This window comes from Rhizobium sp. ZW T2_16 (assembly GCF_044987325.1).
Classification (GTDB): domain Bacteria; phylum Pseudomonadota; class Alphaproteobacteria; order Rhizobiales; family Rhizobiaceae; genus Neorhizobium; species Neorhizobium cellulosilyticum.
In genome coordinates this window covers 20,777-37,981 of the sequence record NZ_JBJDRG010000027.1, presented here as the reverse complement: position 1 = coordinate 37,981, position 17,205 = coordinate 20,777, and the positions used below count along the sequence as shown (strand labels likewise).

14 protein-coding genes and 2 pseudogenes are annotated in these 17,205 nt (G+C 57.5%); 8 read left to right on the top strand and 8 right to left on the bottom strand.

Annotated features, from left to right (window positions below; all coding sequences use genetic code 11):
- Positions 1 to 234: 234 nt before the first annotated feature.
- A pseudogene (locus tag ACI3K0_RS28120) lies at positions 235 to 459 on the bottom strand (hypothetical protein); the annotation flags it as partial.
- Between the two features lie 240 nt (positions 460 to 699).
- Entirely contained in the window at positions 700 to 3,108 is a 2,409-nt protein-coding gene (locus tag ACI3K0_RS28115) for a PAS domain S-box protein (RefSeq protein ID WP_404946761.1), read from the bottom strand.
- Between the two features lie 20 nt (positions 3,109 to 3,128).
- Between ACI3K0_RS28115 and ACI3K0_RS28110 the strand changes: the two genes are divergently transcribed.
- From ACI3K0_RS28110 to ACI3K0_RS28100, 3 genes are all read left to right on the top strand, one after another.
- On the top strand, positions 3,129 to 3,638 hold the full coding sequence (locus tag ACI3K0_RS28110) for a M20/M25/M40 family metallo-hydrolase (protein WP_404946760.1): 510 nt from the start codon (positions 3,129 to 3,131) through the stop codon (positions 3,636 to 3,638).
- 12 nt (positions 3,639 to 3,650) lie between these two features.
- A complete protein-coding gene (locus tag ACI3K0_RS28105; RefSeq protein WP_404946759.1) occupies positions 3,651 to 4,739 on the top strand; it encodes a DUF917 domain-containing protein in 1,089 nt (362 codons plus the stop codon).
- Positions 4,740 to 4,954: 215 nt separating this feature from the next.
- Entirely contained in the window at positions 4,955 to 6,613 is a 1,659-nt protein-coding gene (locus ACI3K0_RS28100; protein ID WP_404946758.1) for a urocanate hydratase, read from the top strand.
- 506 nt (positions 6,614 to 7,119) lie between these two features.
- Here the strand turns inward: ACI3K0_RS28100 and ACI3K0_RS28095 are convergent.
- Entirely contained in the window at positions 7,120 to 7,359 is a 240-nt protein-coding gene (locus tag ACI3K0_RS28095) for a hypothetical protein (RefSeq protein ID WP_404946757.1), read from the bottom strand.
- Positions 7,360 to 7,528: 169 nt separating this feature from the next.
- Here ACI3K0_RS28095 and ACI3K0_RS28090 point away from each other — a divergent pair, with 169 nt between their 5' ends.
- Positions 7,529 to 8,056 carry a hypothetical protein gene (locus ACI3K0_RS28090; protein ID WP_404946756.1) on the top strand — a complete coding sequence of 176 codons (528 nt, stop codon included), beginning with the start codon at positions 7,529 to 7,531 and terminating at the stop codon, positions 8,054 to 8,056.
- A gap of 112 nt (positions 8,057 to 8,168) precedes the next feature.
- On the opposite strand, the gene ACI3K0_RS28085 is transcribed toward ACI3K0_RS28090, so the two are convergent.
- Both ACI3K0_RS28085 and ACI3K0_RS28080 read right to left on the bottom strand, forming a co-directional pair.
- On the bottom strand, positions 8,169 to 8,792 hold the full coding sequence (locus ACI3K0_RS28085) for a plasmid pRiA4b ORF-3 family protein (RefSeq protein WP_404946755.1): 624 nt from the start codon (positions 8,790 to 8,792) through the stop codon (positions 8,169 to 8,171).
- Positions 8,793 to 8,869: 77 nt separating this feature from the next.
- Positions 8,870 to 11,062, bottom strand: a complete 2,193-nt coding sequence (locus tag ACI3K0_RS28080; protein WP_404946754.1) for a putative bifunctional diguanylate cyclase/phosphodiesterase — start codon at positions 11,060 to 11,062, stop codon at positions 8,870 to 8,872.
- Positions 11,063 to 11,298: 236 nt separating this feature from the next.
- Between ACI3K0_RS28080 and ACI3K0_RS28075 the strand changes: the two genes are divergently transcribed.
- Positions 11,299 to 11,529 carry a CrpP-related protein gene (locus ACI3K0_RS28075; protein WP_153353328.1) on the top strand — a complete coding sequence of 77 codons (231 nt, stop codon included), beginning with the start codon at positions 11,299 to 11,301 and terminating at the stop codon, positions 11,527 to 11,529.
- A gap of 265 nt (positions 11,530 to 11,794) precedes the next feature.
- Here ACI3K0_RS28075 and ACI3K0_RS28070 read toward each other — a convergent pair whose 3' ends face one another.
- Both ACI3K0_RS28070 and ACI3K0_RS28065 read right to left on the bottom strand, forming a co-directional pair.
- On the bottom strand, positions 11,795 to 12,292 hold the full coding sequence (locus tag ACI3K0_RS28070; protein ID WP_404946753.1) for a GNAT family N-acetyltransferase: 498 nt from the start codon (positions 12,290 to 12,292) through the stop codon (positions 11,795 to 11,797).
- A gap of 145 nt (positions 12,293 to 12,437) precedes the next feature.
- Positions 12,438 to 13,643 carry a GGDEF domain-containing protein gene (locus ACI3K0_RS28065; protein ID WP_404946752.1) on the bottom strand — a complete coding sequence of 402 codons (1,206 nt, stop codon included), beginning with the start codon at positions 13,641 to 13,643 and terminating at the stop codon, positions 12,438 to 12,440.
- Positions 13,644 to 13,945: 302 nt separating this feature from the next.
- Here ACI3K0_RS28065 and ACI3K0_RS28060 point away from each other — a divergent pair, with 302 nt between their 5' ends.
- Positions 13,946 to 14,350 carry an OsmC family protein gene (locus tag ACI3K0_RS28060; RefSeq protein WP_404946751.1) on the top strand — a complete coding sequence of 135 codons (405 nt, stop codon included), beginning with the start codon at positions 13,946 to 13,948 and terminating at the stop codon, positions 14,348 to 14,350.
- Positions 14,351 to 14,378: 28 nt separating this feature from the next.
- Positions 14,379 to 14,753: a VOC family protein gene (locus ACI3K0_RS28055; RefSeq protein WP_153353332.1), complete on the top strand. Its 375-nt coding sequence runs from the start codon at positions 14,379 to 14,381 to the stop codon at positions 14,751 to 14,753.
- 583 nt (positions 14,754 to 15,336) lie between these two features.
- Here the strand turns inward: ACI3K0_RS28055 and ACI3K0_RS28050 are convergent.
- Positions 15,337 to 15,915 (bottom strand): annotated as a pseudogene (locus ACI3K0_RS28050) (TCP-1/cpn60 chaperonin family protein); the annotation flags it as partial.
- Positions 15,916 to 16,005: 90 nt separating this feature from the next.
- Here ACI3K0_RS28050 and ACI3K0_RS28045 point away from each other — a divergent pair.
- Positions 16,006 to 17,049, top strand: a complete 1,044-nt coding sequence (locus ACI3K0_RS28045; RefSeq protein WP_404946750.1) for a sensor histidine kinase — start codon at positions 16,006 to 16,008, stop codon at positions 17,047 to 17,049.
- The last annotated feature ends 156 nt before the right edge of the window (positions 17,050 to 17,205 follow it).

Genomic DNA, 17,205 nt, shown 5'->3' with positions numbered 1-17,205 from the left:
CAACCGTATCAAACAGATGCGGGGCCTCGCCACGCGATACGACCGACGTGCCGATAACTATCTCGCCGCTCTCAAGCTTGCCGCAACGAGGATATGGATTGCCTCAGCTAATGAGTCCGCGTCCTAGGCCGACGGTTCAGATCCGCTCAAGAGCTTAACTCCACGCAAGGTCGTTGGGCTCAGTAACATGCCGAGGTGATAGAGGATGCGGTTATTCGGCTCACGATTGGGTAACTACCGATTAAGCCGGTGGCCACCGTTGTGATCGCGATTCGGCGACAGAATGCGCATATACGCCTTTGCCGAGGTCTTCTCGACCGTCGCCCTTGGCAGGTAGGGATAGATCGCCAGATCCAACCGCGGCGACCGGCGCTCGACCCGGCACAAGATCAGATGCTTGACCGCATCGAAGCCGATAGCTCCGAGCTGAATGGCCTGCTTCACGGCCGCATGCAATTCGATCTGCTTGTACCGAACCGCTCGCGGACGTTTCCATCAGGCAGGAGAGAGTTCACGACACAGTTTCGAGATTGAGACGTACGTACAAGTTGAACCCTGCCGAAGAAGACGCCAGTGACTGACAAATGCAACTTCCGCGGGTCGCCAGGCTAACCGCATCAAGAGTCCATAGCAGGCCGGTGCTGTGTGGTGATCATCACGAAGGAAAAGAACCGTCCACGTTCGATCACCCGCAATAAACTATCCCTCCCGCGCCAGAGCATTCAGCCGCTCGTAGAACCGGCGACCAAAATCATCCAGGCTACTGCTTTCCTGGAGGGTCGTATCCGCCAGTTTTTGGACCTCTGAAATAAGATTTCCGCTGCGCACTTGGAGCTCGGCCACCAGATTTTTCTGCTGCGTTTGAAGAATTTTTGTGTCTTCGATATCTGTTGAAGTACCGAGCCATTCCAATATTTCACCGCGGTCTTCGCGGACGGGTGTGGCCCGCGTGTGGAACCACCGGTAGGTGTCTGTTCGAGCTTCCCGAATACGATACTCAATCTCGAATCCACCCATCTGCATCGCGTCCGCCCAAGCGTTATGCGCCGCGTCACGATCGTCAGGGTGAACGGCATCCAGCCAGCCCATCCCGAAGCTTTCAGCTTCATTTTGTCCCGTGTAGTTCATCCACTGCGGACCTGACCACGAAACATGCCCGCTCTGTGTGGCCCTCCATACGATTTGCGGTATGCCTTCAAGGAAGGCGCGTTGACGTGATTGCGCAGCTGCAAGTGCCTCTTCGGCGCCCTTCACCGCTGTAATATCTTGAGCAATGCCGCCTATGTGCACAATTTTACCGTTTACATCCTTGATGGGAAAATCGGTGTTGCGTATCGAGCGGATTGTGCCATCTTTCGGTCGCTCTACACGATAGTCGAACGTCACACGTTCTCCATCTGCAACTCGCTTCAGGTTTTCTGCAGCGGCTTGACGATCGTCTTCCACGATTAGTTCGAGCCAGCCAAGCACGTTGTCACGGCGTAGCGCAGCTTCGCGATCAAGTCCGAAAATCTCTTCGAACGCCGGCGTAAGGTACGACCATTGAAAGGTCTCGGCGTCTCGGATCCAAAGTATGTCCTGCGACGCCTCACCAAACTGTCGGAAGCGATCCTCACTCTGCCGCAAGGCTGCTTCCGCGTGGGCCCGGTCTGATACATCGACGAACGTGACAACGGTACCATCAATCCGATCTTCCACGGTCCTATACGGCCTAAGTCGCATCGTAAATTGCTTGCCACGGCGACTGGTAACTTCGCGTTCAATTGGCACTAAGTCTTTCAAGACCCTGCGCGCGTCGACGTCGATATCGTCGTAGTCGAGGTGGTGCGTGAAATCCGTGATAGCGCGACCAATGTCGTGTCGGGTAATATTGAAGAGCTCCGCCACCGGAGATGTGAACATCTTGATCCGGAGTTCCGGGTCGAGAAAGAGGGTGCCGATCTCAGTCGCGGACGAGAGATTCTGAAGGTCGCTATGTGCAGCCGAAATGCTATCGAGCTTGTTTTTTAACTCCGCATTGACCGTATGCAGTTCCTCGTTGATGGACTGTAGTTCCTCTTTCGAAGTCTCGAGCTCTTCTGCCGTGGATCGGTATTCCTCGTTCATCGATTGCAGCTCTTCGTTGGCCGCGCGTAGTTCCTGGACGAGAGCCTCGTGCCCATTTCTGCTCATCATTAGAGCTTCCTGCGACGCTTTCAGCTCCGCGTAGAGACGACGAACTTCATCAGGCCGGCCATCAGATTGATCAGGCTCGTCGTCTTCGGTAACAATGCCTCCATCCAAGAAGAACACCAGTGCTTGTCGGGCCTTGTGACCTTCCCCTGTGAGAGGTGTGACTTGTAACGCAACGCGCCTTTTCCCATGATCAAAGCCGACAACCATTGGAAACGTCATCGATGGCTCTCCCGATTGGAGGGCCTGGGTGAGCGCGATGCCAAGGTCGAGGCGCAACTCCGGTCTAACAACTGCCGTCAGCGAGCGAGAAACAGGTCCTGCCGAATGGAGAAGGAAGCGGCCGGCCGTTGGCGAGAGGTGCAGGATATTTTCGCTGTCATCGACGAGTGCGCTTGCCGGCGCGTGTTGTTCCAGTGATGCGAGATGGAGGGCCGCAGGCATCGCTCCCCGGTCGCTGACGAGCGCAATGGGTCGAGTGAAATCTGCCAGTTGGTCCGATACAGCAAACTGGGGGAGGATCGGGAGCAATTGGGGCCCATTTGCACGGGCGCTATATATCCGCGCCTGGCGGTCGATGGGCGCGAAGAGATCAGCGGCTGCATCGACTGTTTCCGCCGAGCCTAAAAACAAGTATCGCCCGGTTCGTAGGCTATAGCTGAATAGCGAGCAGATCTGGGCTTGCAGGCCGCGTTCAAGATAGATCAGCAAATTGCGGCATGTGATCAAATCGAGCCGCATGAACGGCGGCTCTTTGAGGATGCTGTGCTTTGCGAAAAGGACCGTTTCACGAAGCTCTTTCCGCACACGAAAGTGGGTCCCCTCATCAACGAAAAACTTCGCGAGCCTCTCCTGTGACACATCGGCTTCGATCGCCCACAGATGGAGAATGACGACGTAGGCTAACCCGAGGTCGGGCGGCATCAGTCTGAACATCGTCTGCAGCCTCGCTTGTCGTGCTCGGGATCGAGCGTATCGCCCGTGAATTGGCCGCAGGACCGAGCTATTTCGCAGGTACGGTCGGAGAATTCTCGATGGAGCCGAATGCCGCAAACGTCATTCCCTCCCATGTCCGCATGCTGATCGATGCCCGCGCCGTCGAGCCCGCCGTGATGGAGAGTTTCGTCGCGCAGCTTTCCGCGCTTTGCGTCGAGACTGCCGCCGAGCGCAAGGTAACGATCGCCGAGCCGCGCCGCGTTTCCAATGCCGCGCCGACGCCGATGTCTGAGATGATGACCGATCTTCTGGCCTCGGGTGCAGCGCGGATCGGCGCCACCAGCCGGCCGATGGTCTCCGGCGCCGGCCATGACGCCGCCTTCCTGTCCAAGGTCGCACCTGCCGCGATGATCTTCATCGCCAGCAAGGATGGCCGCAGCCATGCCGCGGAAGAATGGTCGGAAAACGATGCCATCACGCTCGGCACCGCCGTGCTCTACGAAGCCGTTCTCGAACTCGACAGGAAATAGGGAGATAGGAAGATGGGCCGCATATTGACGGAAAAGGATGTCGAGGCTGCGGTCCGCGGGGGCTCGGTCTATGCCGCGGGCGGCGGCGGATGGTCGGATCACGGCCGCATGCTGGGTTATGCCGCCGTCTCGATCGGCAAGCCCGAACTGATCTCCATCGACGAACTCGACGACAATGACTGGGTCGCGACGGCGGCAGCGATCGGCGCGCCGGCCTCGACGACGGCCTGGGAAATGCAGGGCATCGACTACGTCAAGGCGGTGCAATTGCTGCAGGACGCGCTCGGCGAAAAGGTCTCGGCGCTGATGATCGGCCAGAACGGCAAGTCGTCGACGCTGAACGGCTGGCTGCCATCGGCCATTCTCGGCACCAAGGTGCTGGATGCGGTGGGCGACGTGCGTGCCCACCCGACCGGCGACATGGGATCGATCGGCATGGCCAATTCGCCGGAACAGATGATCCAGACGGCCGTCGGCGGCAACCGCACTGAGAACCGCTATATCGAACTCGTCGTGCGCGGCGCGACGGCCAAGGTCTCGCCGGTGCTGCGCACCGCTTCCGACATGTCCGGAGGTTTCATCGCCTCCTGCCGCAATCCGTTGCGCGCATCCTACGTCCGTCAGAATGCGGCCCTCGGCGGCATCAGCCTCGCGCTGACGCTCGGTGAGGCGATCATCGAGGCGGACAGGAAGGGTGGTCACGCGATCATCGATGCGATCGTCAAGACAACCGGCGGCACGATCATCGGCGAAGGCGAGGTCACAGCCAAGTCGGTGGTCTATACGAAGGAAGCCTTCGACGTCGGCACGATCACGGTCGGCAGGGGAGACAAGGCGGTCACGCTTCACGTCATGAACGAATACATGGCGGTGGACGGCGCCGGTGGTCAGCGTCTGGCGACCTTCCCGGACATCATCTCCACTCTGTCGCCGGAAGGCGAGCCGATGAGCGTCGGCCAGCTGGAGGTCGGAATGTCCGTCTTCCTGCTGCATGTGCCGAAGACGATCATTCCCCTGTCGTCGAGCGTCAAGGATCCATCGGTCTATCCGATCGTGGAGAAGGCGCTGGGGATCAGTATTGCCGACTATGCGCTGGGGTAGGTCGGTTACGTGAGGTAGATCCTCGCCCTGACCCTCCCCCCGCAAGCGGGGAGAGGGGACTTGCCTCGCTCCACGTTGGCGAGAAACGGGGGCATTGCGGCTCGTGTCCTTCTCCCCTTCATTACGGGAGAATGTGCCGGCAGGCGGATGAGGGGCTGACGTTTACGATAAAAAAATGAGGGGCAAGGTTCCTCTCAAAAAATAGGGAGACCACCATGCCGAAGCCGAACCCACGCCATCCGAAATTCCCGATCCCCGGCGGATCAGAACTGCGCGCAAAAGGCTGGCGGCAGGAGGCGCTATTGCGGCTGCTCGAAAACGTGCTCTCCGTCGGCGAGGATCCGGACAATCTCATCGTTTATGCAGCCCTCGGCAAGGCGGCACGCAACTGGGCGGCGCATGACGCAATCGTCAAGGCATTGAAGGAGATGGACGAGGATCAGACGCTCATCATCCAGTCCAGCAAGCCCGTAGGCCTGCTCAAGACCCATGCCAAGGCGCCGCTGGTCATCATGGCCAATTGCAACATCGTCGGCCAATGGGCAAAGGCTGAGTATTTTTACGAGTTGCAGGAAAAGGGCCTGATCTGCTGGGGTGGCCTCACCGCCGGTGCCTGGCAGTATATCGGCAGCCAGGGCGTCATCCAGGGCACCTACGAGATCTTCATGCGCATTGCCGAAAAGCGCTTCGGTGGAACGCTTGCCGGCCGCTTCGTGTTGACCGCAGGGCTCGGCGGCATGGGCGGGGCTCAGCCGCTCGCCGGCCGGATGGCGGGTGCTGCGATCCTGGTGGTTGACATCGATCCGGATCGGGTTGCCAAGCGCAAACAGATCGGCTTCCTCGACGAGGTCGCACCCGATCTGGATTCTGCGCTCGCGATGATCGACGAAGCGGTGAAGGAAAAACGTGCCGTCTCCATCGGGCTCGTCGGCAATGCCGCCGATATCTATCCGCAGATCGTCAAGCGCGGCATCGTGCCGGATGTCGTCTCCGACCAAACCTCGGCCCATGACCTCGTCTATGGCTATGTACCGAAGGGCATGAGCCTCGAAGAAGTGCGTCGGCTGCGAAAAGAGGGGCAGGGCCAATTGATGGCGGCAAGCCGCGCCTCGATCGCCGATCATGTCCGCGCCATGCTGACGCTGCAGGAAAAAGGCGCGGAGGTTTTCGACAACGGAAACCTGATCCGCACCCAAGCCAGAGAGGGCGGCGTCGAAAATGCATTCGACATTCCGATCTTCACCGAAGCCTATCTGCGGCCACTGTTTGCCCAGGCGATCGGGCCGTTCCGCTGGATGGCGCTGTCGGGTGAAGAGAGCGATATCGCCCGTATCGACGATCTCGTGCTGGAGCTTTTCCCGGACAATTACATCGTTACCAACTGGATCCGACTGGCGCGGGAAAACGTGCCGTTCGAAGGCTTGCCGGCGCGTATCGCCTGGCTCGGCCATGGCGAGCGCACGAGGCTGGCGCTTGCGGTCAACGACCTCGTGGCCAAGGAAGAGTTGAAGGCCCCCGTCGCCTTTTCGCGCGATCATCTCGATGCCGGCGCCATGGCGCATCCCAACATCATGACCGAGAACATGAAGGACGGGTCGGATGCCATCGCCGACTGGCCGCTGATCAATGCCATGACGCTCTGCTCGTCACAGGCCGATCTCGTCGTCATCCATTCGGGCGGCGGCGGTTATGCGGGTTACATGACCAGCTCAGGCGTGACGATCGTTGCGGACGGCACGGAAGAAGCTGCCGAACGGCTGGACATGGCGATCACCAACGATACCTCGCTCGGCATCATCCGCTATGCGGATGCCGGGTATGAGTCGGCAAAACAAGAGGCAGTTTCCCGTCAGGTAGGGCACATCCTGTCTTAAAAATCACGCAGAGCCACTCGTCGTCATAGGGAAAGGCCATGGACGGCTAGAATCACAAGGGCCTCGGCCACCTTTGATCTGGCGGATTTTTATCCTTCGTTTTCCAGATTGGCCCGTCCGCCGCACGTTGCCGACCACAGGGGAGGCTGCGGCAGAGCGCATTCTCATGCGATGAGGGCGCCTCTTGTGATTGCCGATGGAACCGCCGACGTCCGCGTAAGCATCGGCGGAATCTGGACGGCGAGAAGTGTGATATTTCCGAGCTTCTCAAAGAGGCCGACGCGCATCTTTACGATGCGAAGGCGGTCGGTAAGGACGCCGTAAGATTTCAGTCAGCATCCCGGACAGTGGAATAACTGCGATCAATATCGGCACTTGGGATATCAATTTGTTCCGCATCGGTGACGGTCGGTAGTATTGCGCCAGGGACAGACCTCGATCGTTGTGCTCGACGGACTGCTGGGTCGCTGTCGATCACCAGACCATATCTCCCTTGATGAAGGCGTCTAGAGAAAGACCGCGAGACCTTCCGTATTGACGACGTAGATGAACTCTTCCCATGCTTCGTGCGCAGACGCGAAGGATTCATTCCATTCGGTGACCTGGTCTTCTAAGCTTGTGACCTCCATCCGCCAATCATCACCGGCTGAGGGACGGAAGATTTCCACAATGACGGTGATGTCGTTTTCAGTGTATCGGCCGGAGAGTTCTGAGCGTTCAGAGGAGGGAGGATCTGTCTGGGTCATGGGTCTGGCACTGTTGATCGGCAGGCTCAAGATTACCGGAGGACGTCGAGTTTTTGCAAGCCGGCTAAGAGGCAATTGGCGCCGTTTTGATTCCAGCAAAAGTTGATGTAGACATCTGCCGCCATCCAACACAGCGTTCCATGCGCATCCCCAGGTCTTCAACAGCCATATGAAAAAGCCTCAGCGTAGTTTCGTCGTCGAATACAAATCCGGTCGTCGCAAAGTCGACAGCAAGGCGCCGAGCTCCATCTGGGGCAATCTGGACCTGAAGTCCGTGGCCCGCGATGTCGAGGTTGCTTTAGTCCAGAGCGAACCTTCCAAGCCGCAGGAGACGTCAGCACCAGCTCATATCCCTGAACAATCAGCCCCGACCTCAGCAAGCACCGACATGGTAGACATTGCTGGTTTGGAGGTTTCAACCGATGATGTCAGCGCAGCGCCGGATAGGGCTAATGAGCAAGACATTGACGCTGCTGTGCCCGCGATACGGGGGCGCAAGTCGGGAACGGCTATCAGGGAGCGCCGATCGCCTGCTAGACGGCCTCTTCCGCAAGACCGGCGGCAGACACCGGTCGAGCAAAATGAACCGGATGATCTCGAGCAGCTCGAGGAAGAGAACCGTCTTCTAAGGACGATGCTGGCGGCAAGACTTCGCAAGGAAAATTCGTGGCTTCGAGAGCGCCTCCAGCATCGATAACGGAGGGCGGTCGCAGATAGGCCATTTGATCCTGTAAGTTGATCGCCGATCCTTCGACGGAATCTCTTAAATCGACGGGGTTCTTGCCGATGAGCCCGCCTGTTTGCTCAACTCATTTCTTCGAGACCGCTTTCGGCTTCGGTTGATACAGGCGTCGCCTGGCATTCGACCGAAGAGCATTCCGGAGATCTTTGTCCGTCATCGCAAGATCGAACCATTCCGGATCGAAATGACCACCGCACCAGCGCATGGTCTCTTCGAACTCGGGATCACCCGGGTCGGCGATGATGTCGAGGAACCGCTCGTAACCAGACACGCCGCCAACATCTTCAGGCGGACGCGCTCTTTCGCCGGCGATACAGCTGCCCTGTTTCGGCGCAGTGGCGAGCGTCAAAAACTCTTCGATCGCAACCGTGTGCCGCCAGCCGTCCCCGAAATCATAGTGGTAGCGCAACACTGCGCCTTCCTCGAAATCCAGCAGCCGAACCTCTGTTTGATCGAAGACCCGAGGATCCTCGTCAGTCGCGTCTTCGGTCAGGATCTCGACGTCGCCATAGCGTAGACCGCCGATGCGAAATTCATAAAGGTGATAGTTCCACCAATTGAACGCGGCCTGTATGCCAAGGTGCAACTGTTCCAGGTTCCAATGGATCGGCAGGATCAAGCGGCGCCAGACGTCCGGATTGATCTCGTCGATAGAAACTCTGATCTGCGCGGCGTTCGGAGCTTTAAACATAGCATGAGTGAACAAGTATGACAGTGACCCGTCAAGAGGTCCTTCGTGGCCACTTGCCCACGCAGCTTGATCCTTGCTTAGGCGGTGCCGGAGCTTGCCACGTTCAGAGTTTGTTTTGCCCCGGTCACGAGCGCGACAACAGCCTGACGAGGCAAAGGCCGGGATAAAAGAAAACCCTGGAGATCGTCGCAGCCGAGACTTTCAAGAGCCGCTCGTTGCTCTACGGTCTCTACACCTTCTGCGGTGATCTTGAGGCCCTTCGCTCGTGCCATGTCGATCATCGCAACAACCAGCGCTCTGCTATCGCTGCGATGAATCTCGTCAACAAAGGACTTGTCGATTTTAATCCGGTCGACCTCGATCTTTTGCACGCGTGAAAACGAGGAATAGCCGGTTCCGAAGTCATCAATAGCAAAACTAACGCCAGCTGCTCGCAGCATCGAGATTGTTCGTTCGAGCTCGCCCCGGTCGTCTGCGGTCGCCGTTTCAGTCATCTCGATTTCCAGTCTGGCCGGGCTTACCTGCCACTTGGCCAGAGCTGTCAAAACGCGCAGCGCGTAGCCAGGCGATTCAAGTTCAAGCGTAGAAGCATTGACTGCCACCGAGATGTCAGGAAGCTCGGCCAGCGTCCTGCATGCGTCTTCCAACACAAATGCACCGATGTCGCTGATAAGGCCCATCTCTTCGGCCAGAGGAATGAACTGATCGGGACTGATATAGCCAAGTGTCGGATGGTTCCAGCGGGCAAGAGCCTCCAGCGAGCAGAGGGCCCCACTATTTGCAGCAAACACCGGCTGGTAGAAGGTTTCAAACTGGATCCGGGTCTCAACCGCTGATCTTAGATCGTTTTCCAACGCTCTACGCTTGCGCAACAGCTTGTCCATATGCTCCCCGAACAGCGCGTAAGTATTCCTGCCGGCGGCCTTGGCGTGATAAAGCGCTATATCGGCCTGGCGGGTCAGTTCAACCGGATCGCAAGAGCCGGCTGCAAACGCCACGCCGACGCTTGCACCAATAACGATATGCGCCACCTCGATCTCGAAGGGCATTCTCAGACCATGAACGAGCTTTCTGGCCAGTTCCTCGGCGTTCCGCGCGTCGTCGCCCTGCAGCAGGATCGTAAATTCGTCGCCTCCTATGCGGGCTATGAGAGCGTTAGGGAGAAGGTCGCGCATACGGGTTGCGGCCGAACTGATCAGCTTATCGCCAACCGGGTGGCCGAACGTGTCGTTGACAGCCTTGAAGCGATCAAGATCTACAAACAAGACGCAGTGCAGCTCGTCGGCCTGTGCGTTTGGGAGCCTTCGATCGAGTTGCTCGCCAAAGTGACCGCGATTTGCAAGACCTGTTAGTGCATCGTGAGAGGCTTGATGCCTAAGCTCGGCGCGGCTCGCAGCCAAGCGCTCCGAGCGACGCCAAATTGCGCCTCCAGCCAAACTGGTCCCCGCAAACAATGCGATGAACGCGAGCATGAGGGCAGGGGTAGTGGCCTCAAGTACGTGCTGCCCAGGTCGAAATGGTTTCCAACGGAAATAGCCGAATACCTGTCCATCTCGGGCAATCAGCGGTACGAAGGCGATGTTGCGTCCTGTCGGCTGTTTTGCCGCAAATTCTAGGTCAGCGAACTCATATTCTCGGCCGATCACTGCGGGCAGATCACCGTCGAGATAGCGGACTGCCACGTGTAGCATCTCTTGGCCAGGAATTTGCTCAAGATTACCAGTGTCCGACACGATCGGCTTCACACTAACGATCGCGGGTCGAAAGCCCACATAGGCAAGATCCGCTTCTCCTATCGATAGGATCGTGTCACTGGTGCCTTCGGTATCTCCGACAGACAGTCGCGCCTGGAGCATTTTGGCAAGCGGCAGATAGGCCTTCTGAAAATCGCCGGGCGTTGGAGCATGGTCTGGATCTGATGAGAACTGGTATAAGGATGAAAGGTCAGGCCTCAGGATTAGCGCGGCGTCGTGGCCGAAATAGCTGTGCATCCAGGAGCCAAGGTTCGCCTCGATCCATTCGAGGTTCCCGCTGGTTGCATTTCTGACGGCATCGTCCCAAACCGTTGCGCTTTCCTGATCATGCGCAACGCCAACCTTTAGCTTCGCGACCGTGAGCGTGACGAGATCGCGTTGCCGAAGCGCCGCGACTTCATCGGTTCTTGCTGCCGCCCAAGTCAAACTGATGAGAAGCAAACCACAAAGCGCCAAGGAGGCACAAAACGGCAAAACCCATCGTAGAAACCACTGTGATTGAAGCTGCATTGTCATTCGCGGGCCGTCATCCTGTATTTGATGAGACGGTAAAACAGCGGCTGTTAAAACGACGCCAAGCAAGTTGGTTAGAAGCTGGTTAAAGGCCCGTGTACGCTAACGTACCAGTGCGATCGGCCGCTTGAAGCGAGAACTCTTTATGGGCTGAGGTAAGCTTCGAGCAAGCCTTGATTCGCAGAAGGCCTCGGCAGCTCTAAAGCCTGCGAGAGCCCAGCGACGATCATGAGGATCGAATGACTTTCGATGTTGAAATAATCCTTGACTGGCAACAACGGGGAATAAACGCCCGGGTTCTGGGTCTCTCTGCAAGCGAAAATCCAGTAATGCCGTATCTTGAAAGAACAGAGTGTCCCCAAGAGAGGGATGGCTGGCTGCAGAGAGCAGAGGCGTGGGTGTTCGGCTGGAATATCGAGAATGCGGCACGTGCCTTTCAGCAACCGAATTGCTTGTTTCGCGGCAGCTGATCGTGCTCATCCTGAACGGCGACGTGGTCCAGCAGAGGAGTATCGAACTGCTGGTATCACCACGAGGGTGGCCGAAGGAATTTCTCGCTGCTCCGCCACGGGCCTCAGCAACCGACCGACGGAATAGTGACGATCAAATCATCGGTCTGCGCTCAGAGATGGCCCAAGTCGTTACGATTATAGCGCGCTTAATGCTCGGAAACACAGGTTCGCTTCCGATCGAGAACTTGAACAGCTCGGCTCCCTACCGAGCTAGGATAATGTTTTAAGGATCTCGTTGTAAGATGATGGCGTCTCCCTTGTCACGGCACACCTTATCGATTTCTTTGTAGCCCAAGCGTTCAGCGAGACGAAGTGATAGAACGTTTCCCACAGCAATAAGACATGCTGTTGGCTGCCTGTGATCGCGCTCGAACCAATGCTGCACTGCTTGCGCTGCCTCGGTCGCATATCCGCGCCCATGGAACCGGCTTTGAAGAGTCCAGGACATTTCAATATTTGTGTCCGCTCGGCCCAGCGGGCGCTCGAACACCGCAAACCCTACTTTGCCTGTGTAAGTGTTTTGCGCGCGTTCAATTATCGAAAATTGCCCGAAACCCATCAACTGCCAGTGCCCGACGTCGCGTAAGAGCCGGGTCCAGATTTCGCTGCGGTTGAGCTTGCCGATCTGTCGTAACACAGGCTCTTCCGAGAACATCTCGATCATAGGCTTGAAATCGGAATAAATCGGCGGACGAAGAATAAGACGAGGTGTTTCAATCATGCTCTGTCAGTTCTATTTTACGAGAGTTGTGGCCGGGTATGATCATTCTAACGGGGAGAGCTAAAGTCCTCACCTGTATCTGGCATCCCGCTGGGATTGCTCGCGCCGAACCTATTGGCAAAAGAGGCGGTTCGTGAGGGCGAAGCTATGATCCGGCTGCAGAACCGGATGGGGAAAATTTAGCAAGATGGATGACATTCGATTCTGTGTCGGTTGCCTCGAAAACTGTATAGCCGTTCCGGCCGCGCCGCTTGGTCTCGTAGAGCGCGCGGTCCGCGCTGTCCAAAAGGATCTCAGGGTTTAACCCGGACGGACCTCGTGAAACGATCCCGATGCTGACCGAGAGAGGCACCTGCAGGGCGCCCCAATGCAGCGGCGTGCTCCCGACTTCGCCAACGATCCGCTTGGCGATAGCCTCAGCGTCGTTCACATCTGCGCCAATCATCAACAGACTGAACTCGTCTCCTCCAAGACGAGCAAAGACATCGCCCTGTCCCAACTGTCTCGTGATCAAATCTGCCACATGCTTCAAGGCAGCGTCACCTGCCGCATGGCCATATTTGTCGTTGATCGTTTTAAAGCTGTCGAGATCAAACAGGAGCAAGCTGAAACCCTGCCCACCGTGCGCCGTTTCGCAAACACTGCTCAGGTGCTTCATAAAAAGTCTGCGATTGGCGATCCCTGTCAGCTCATCCTCATTTGCCAGGCGCTCGACTTCAGTGCGCAGCCGTTCGACTGCCGAAATGAGAAATCCAAAGTTCCAGACGACCGATGCGAACAGGAAGATCAGTAGGTCAATCGACGCAGCCTGATATAGTTGGAGACCAGGCGCTGCGCCAATCACGATCAGAACGTTGCCGCCGGCGATCACGATGTGGGACAATACGCCTGCCAACATGGCTATGCCGGCGACGACCGCTCCGAGATCCCTTCCGTGTATTCGCAAAAGATAGGTGGCGGTTAGCATCAGCGGTATCGACTGTGCCAGCGTGTAAACAGGATTGCGGCCATACCACATGTGGAAAGTCGCGAGCATGGCCAATATGCTGCCAGCGACTAGGATGGAGGTTCTCGCTCCTTGAACTTTGTCACCGTGAAACTGACGCGTGCCACACAGGTTCAGATAGAATCCCAGAATGATAAAGCCATTGCCGGCAACTGTGTTGGCGATGAGGCCGCTCTCCCCTTGCACAGAGAGAGCGATCCCACCAATTACACCTGCGGCGCTGCCGGCAAGCCAATAGCGCGGAGCTCGCAGATCTTTGTACCGATAGGCAATCATTCCCCACAGCATGCTGTGTGAAAGATTGAGCAGCAGGACGACAACGAACAGCGTGAAGAAATCCGGCATACGGCATCCTGTTTAGAGACCGGATGACGGCTACATGCGAGGGTTAAACACCGGATGAAAGATTTAAGACGTATTTGACTGAACGACCGCTCAACCGCCGGCTGGCCGCTGTCTTGACGCGCTGCCGCCGAGAAAGATCCCGTTCCACCCCCCCACGAAACAAGTCATCTCGTGCAGCCTTCAGATATCCGGATAGCAATGGCACGCCGGCCGTCCTGCCAAAAAAGGGTCTGGTTTACCATTGACACAATGAGCTTGCGCCACGAGCGTGCCATTAAACTTTCGCGGAGGGAGTTAAGGAAATGGTTCAGTCGATCGTGGAATTGCGCAATATGGCGGGTACGGAGGCAGCAGTTGGTTGGGCTGGTGGACACACCATTGTCGTTGATAGGCCAGACGGCAAGGCCGGCGGGTTGGGCCTAGGGTTCAATGGCGGGCAGCTCCTCGGTCTGGCAGTCGGAGGTTGCTACTGCAACGACCTTCGCTATATTGCCCATGACCTCGGTGTCGAAATCGGAGACATAGCCGTGACGGTTCAGCTGGAACTTGATGGTGCGCCTCTTGTTGCCACCAACGCCGTCCTATCCGTGAGATGCACGACACTGGATGGGTCTGACCCGCAGACCTTGATCGATCGTGCTTGGTCGATCTGCACGGTAGCAAATTCCCTTAATCGTGGCGTACCGACGACGCTAACGGTATTCTGATTGCTTGATATCTTACCGGAGATAGAAAATGTTCACCCATATCATGATCGGCAGCAACGATCTGGAGCGAGCCAGAAATTTCTACGACGCCACGTTGGTTGCGCTGGGTGGCAAGCTCGGCGAAATGGATGCGAGAGGCAGGCTGATCTACGTCCACGAGGGTGGTCGGTTGATGATCACGAAACCAATCAATGGAGGGCCGGCGACCGTAGCTAACGGTGGAACGATTGGTCTTGGGGCCGCGAGCGCCGCTCACGTTCTAGCGTGGCACGAAGCCGGCATTACGCACGGTGGCGAAGCGATCGAGAGCCCTCCCGCGGAGCGTCCGAACGGGTCATTCGTCGCGTATATTCGCGATCCGGACGGACATAAACTCACGGCACGGACGCAACCGACGGGATAAGATCGGCGACCCCGACGCCTGCAGAGCGCTTCATCTGCGTCCCTTAGGTGTGAAATCGGACGAAGGAACCGTCCTCCTCGTTTTGAAGGGTGCAGCCATAAGGTCCAAGCTTCGCGAAACTTACCAATCATTGCAACGCTCTCGCGGCTGTGTCGACCCGACGCCTTTGCGCTCGCGCCGGACTAAAGCGCGCTGAAAGCGTTGATGTCAGCGCTGGCTTGCTCCCGGACTAGAAATACGTGTTTCCTTTCTCTTAACTTGGCTGGTTTGGCGAATCGATGGTTCCGTGGTTTGTTGAGAGCCTAGGTTCTCACTGCTGCGAGGTTGAGTTAGCCGACATAGGGACAGCCTGCATGGCTGCCGCCAGGAGCTCCTCGCGATCGCGCATGCCTCTATTGAACAGTCTGGCGACGGATGCCGTCAAGCTCCCGATCGCGACCGGATCTTTGACAATATCTCTCGCTCGAGCGATCTCCTTGACAACGCTGGCGCACAAACGTGCATCTTCTCTCGAAATGGGCTCGGGCACTCTTTAGTCTCCCAAAATGGCCCACCCCGGCGGATGGGGCGGGCCTGTGAGTGATTAGAAATCCATGCCGGCGCCAGCGGGCAGCGCCGGAGCGGCGTCTTTCTTCGGCTTCTCTGCGATCATCGCTTCTGTCGTGACCAGCAGGCCAGCGACCGAGGCTGCATCCTGCAGTGCAGTGCGCACCACCTTGGCCGGGTCAATGACGCCCTGAGCGTATAGATCACCATACTCGCCGGTCTGGGCGTTCCAGCCGAAGGAAAGGTCAGTCTTTTCGCGCAGCTTGCCGACGATGATCGAACCTTCCGCGCCAGCATTCTCGGCGATCTGGCGAACGGGCGCCTCGATCGCCCGGCGGACGATGTCGATCCCGACGCGCTGATCGTCGTTGGCTGTCGGCAGACCGTCCAAGGCCTTCACCGCGCGCAGCAAGGCAACACCGCCGCCCGGCAGGATGCCTTCCTCGACAGCGGCACGGGTCGCATGAAGGGCGTCATCAACGCGATCCTTCTTCTCCTTCACCTCGACTTCGGTCGATCCGCCGACACGGATGACAGCAACGCCGCCCGCGAGCTTGGCAAGACGTTCCTGCAGCTTCTCACGGTCGTAGTCTGAGGTGGTCTCCTCGATCTGGGCGCACGGTCCCCACGATCTCAATATCCGTGAGCTGATCATAGAAAGCGGAGGCGTCAGCGTCGTCGCTTACAATCCTCTCCCGGACCCGAAATGAATGATTTCCCGGTCGATAGCGAGCTGGACTGGGTGCTCGTCCTTGCTCCGTTTCGCAAGGACGCAGATTACGTCGCAGCTTTCCTTCGAGAGCAGAAGATCGATGTCAAGGCCGCCAAAGCGGACGGAGATCTGGTCGAGCATCTGGCTTTATCTCCAGGCATCATCGTAATAACCCACGAGGCCCTCAACCCACAGGTTATCGTACGAATTACCACGCATCTCGCGGAGCAGCCCGACTGGTCGGAAGTCCCGATTATCATCCTTTTGGAGCGGACAGCGCCGATTGAACGGATCCGCAACCAATTGCTGACTTCATGGCCGGGCTCGCGTCTTTTGTTTTACACGCGTCCGATCGCGCCATTGGAGCTTGTAAACGGCATTCAGTCGAACCTGTTGGTGCGGCTGCGCCAACGCCAGGTCCGGGATTCCATCGAGCGGGAGCGAGAACTGCGTCTAGAGCTCAATCACCGGGTCAAGAATATCCTGGCGAGTGTTACGTCGATCTTCCAGATGACCCGGCGCGGCGCCACGTCCGTTGAGGGCTTGGCAAGCGATTTTGCCGGTCGGCTGCAGGCGCTGTCCAACGTCCATAGTGCTGTCTTCGAGGCCGGTGGCGCGGAGGTTTGGCTTTCAGCCGCCATTGATCTGACGGTTTCTCCCTACAATAGCGCCGGCGCTAGTCGCATCAATGTCAGCGGGCCGGATATCGTTGTTAGCCGGGACGCAGGCACAGCGATCGCGCTGTGCCTGCACGAGCTGATCACGAACGCCATAAAGTATGGCGCGCTTTCGCATCCGGACGGGCATGTTGACCTCTTGTGGTCTGTTGCCGCAAACGGCAGTTCAGAACTCTCTCTGAGCTGGACGGAGGTCGGGGGACCGGCTGTCCAAGAACCGACGCGGCAGGGTTATGGTACGCGCTATGTGCGCTCCGCGCTGGGATCGTTATTCGGCACGGTTCCGGAAATCATCTTCGCTCCAGGCGGCTTTCGCTTGTCAGTGAGCGGGTCTCTGTCGCGCATGTCGGCGCAAAAATAGATCGCGCATATCCTCAATCATGGATTGAAATAACCTTCGGCTGTAACTTGCTGAAAGATAAAATAGTTCTCCTCGGATCAATCTGTCGTCATGCGCGTTCATCAGGTTCGCATAGTCGAAAAGACACATGTGAAGCGTCAACTGCGGAGAGTTTGA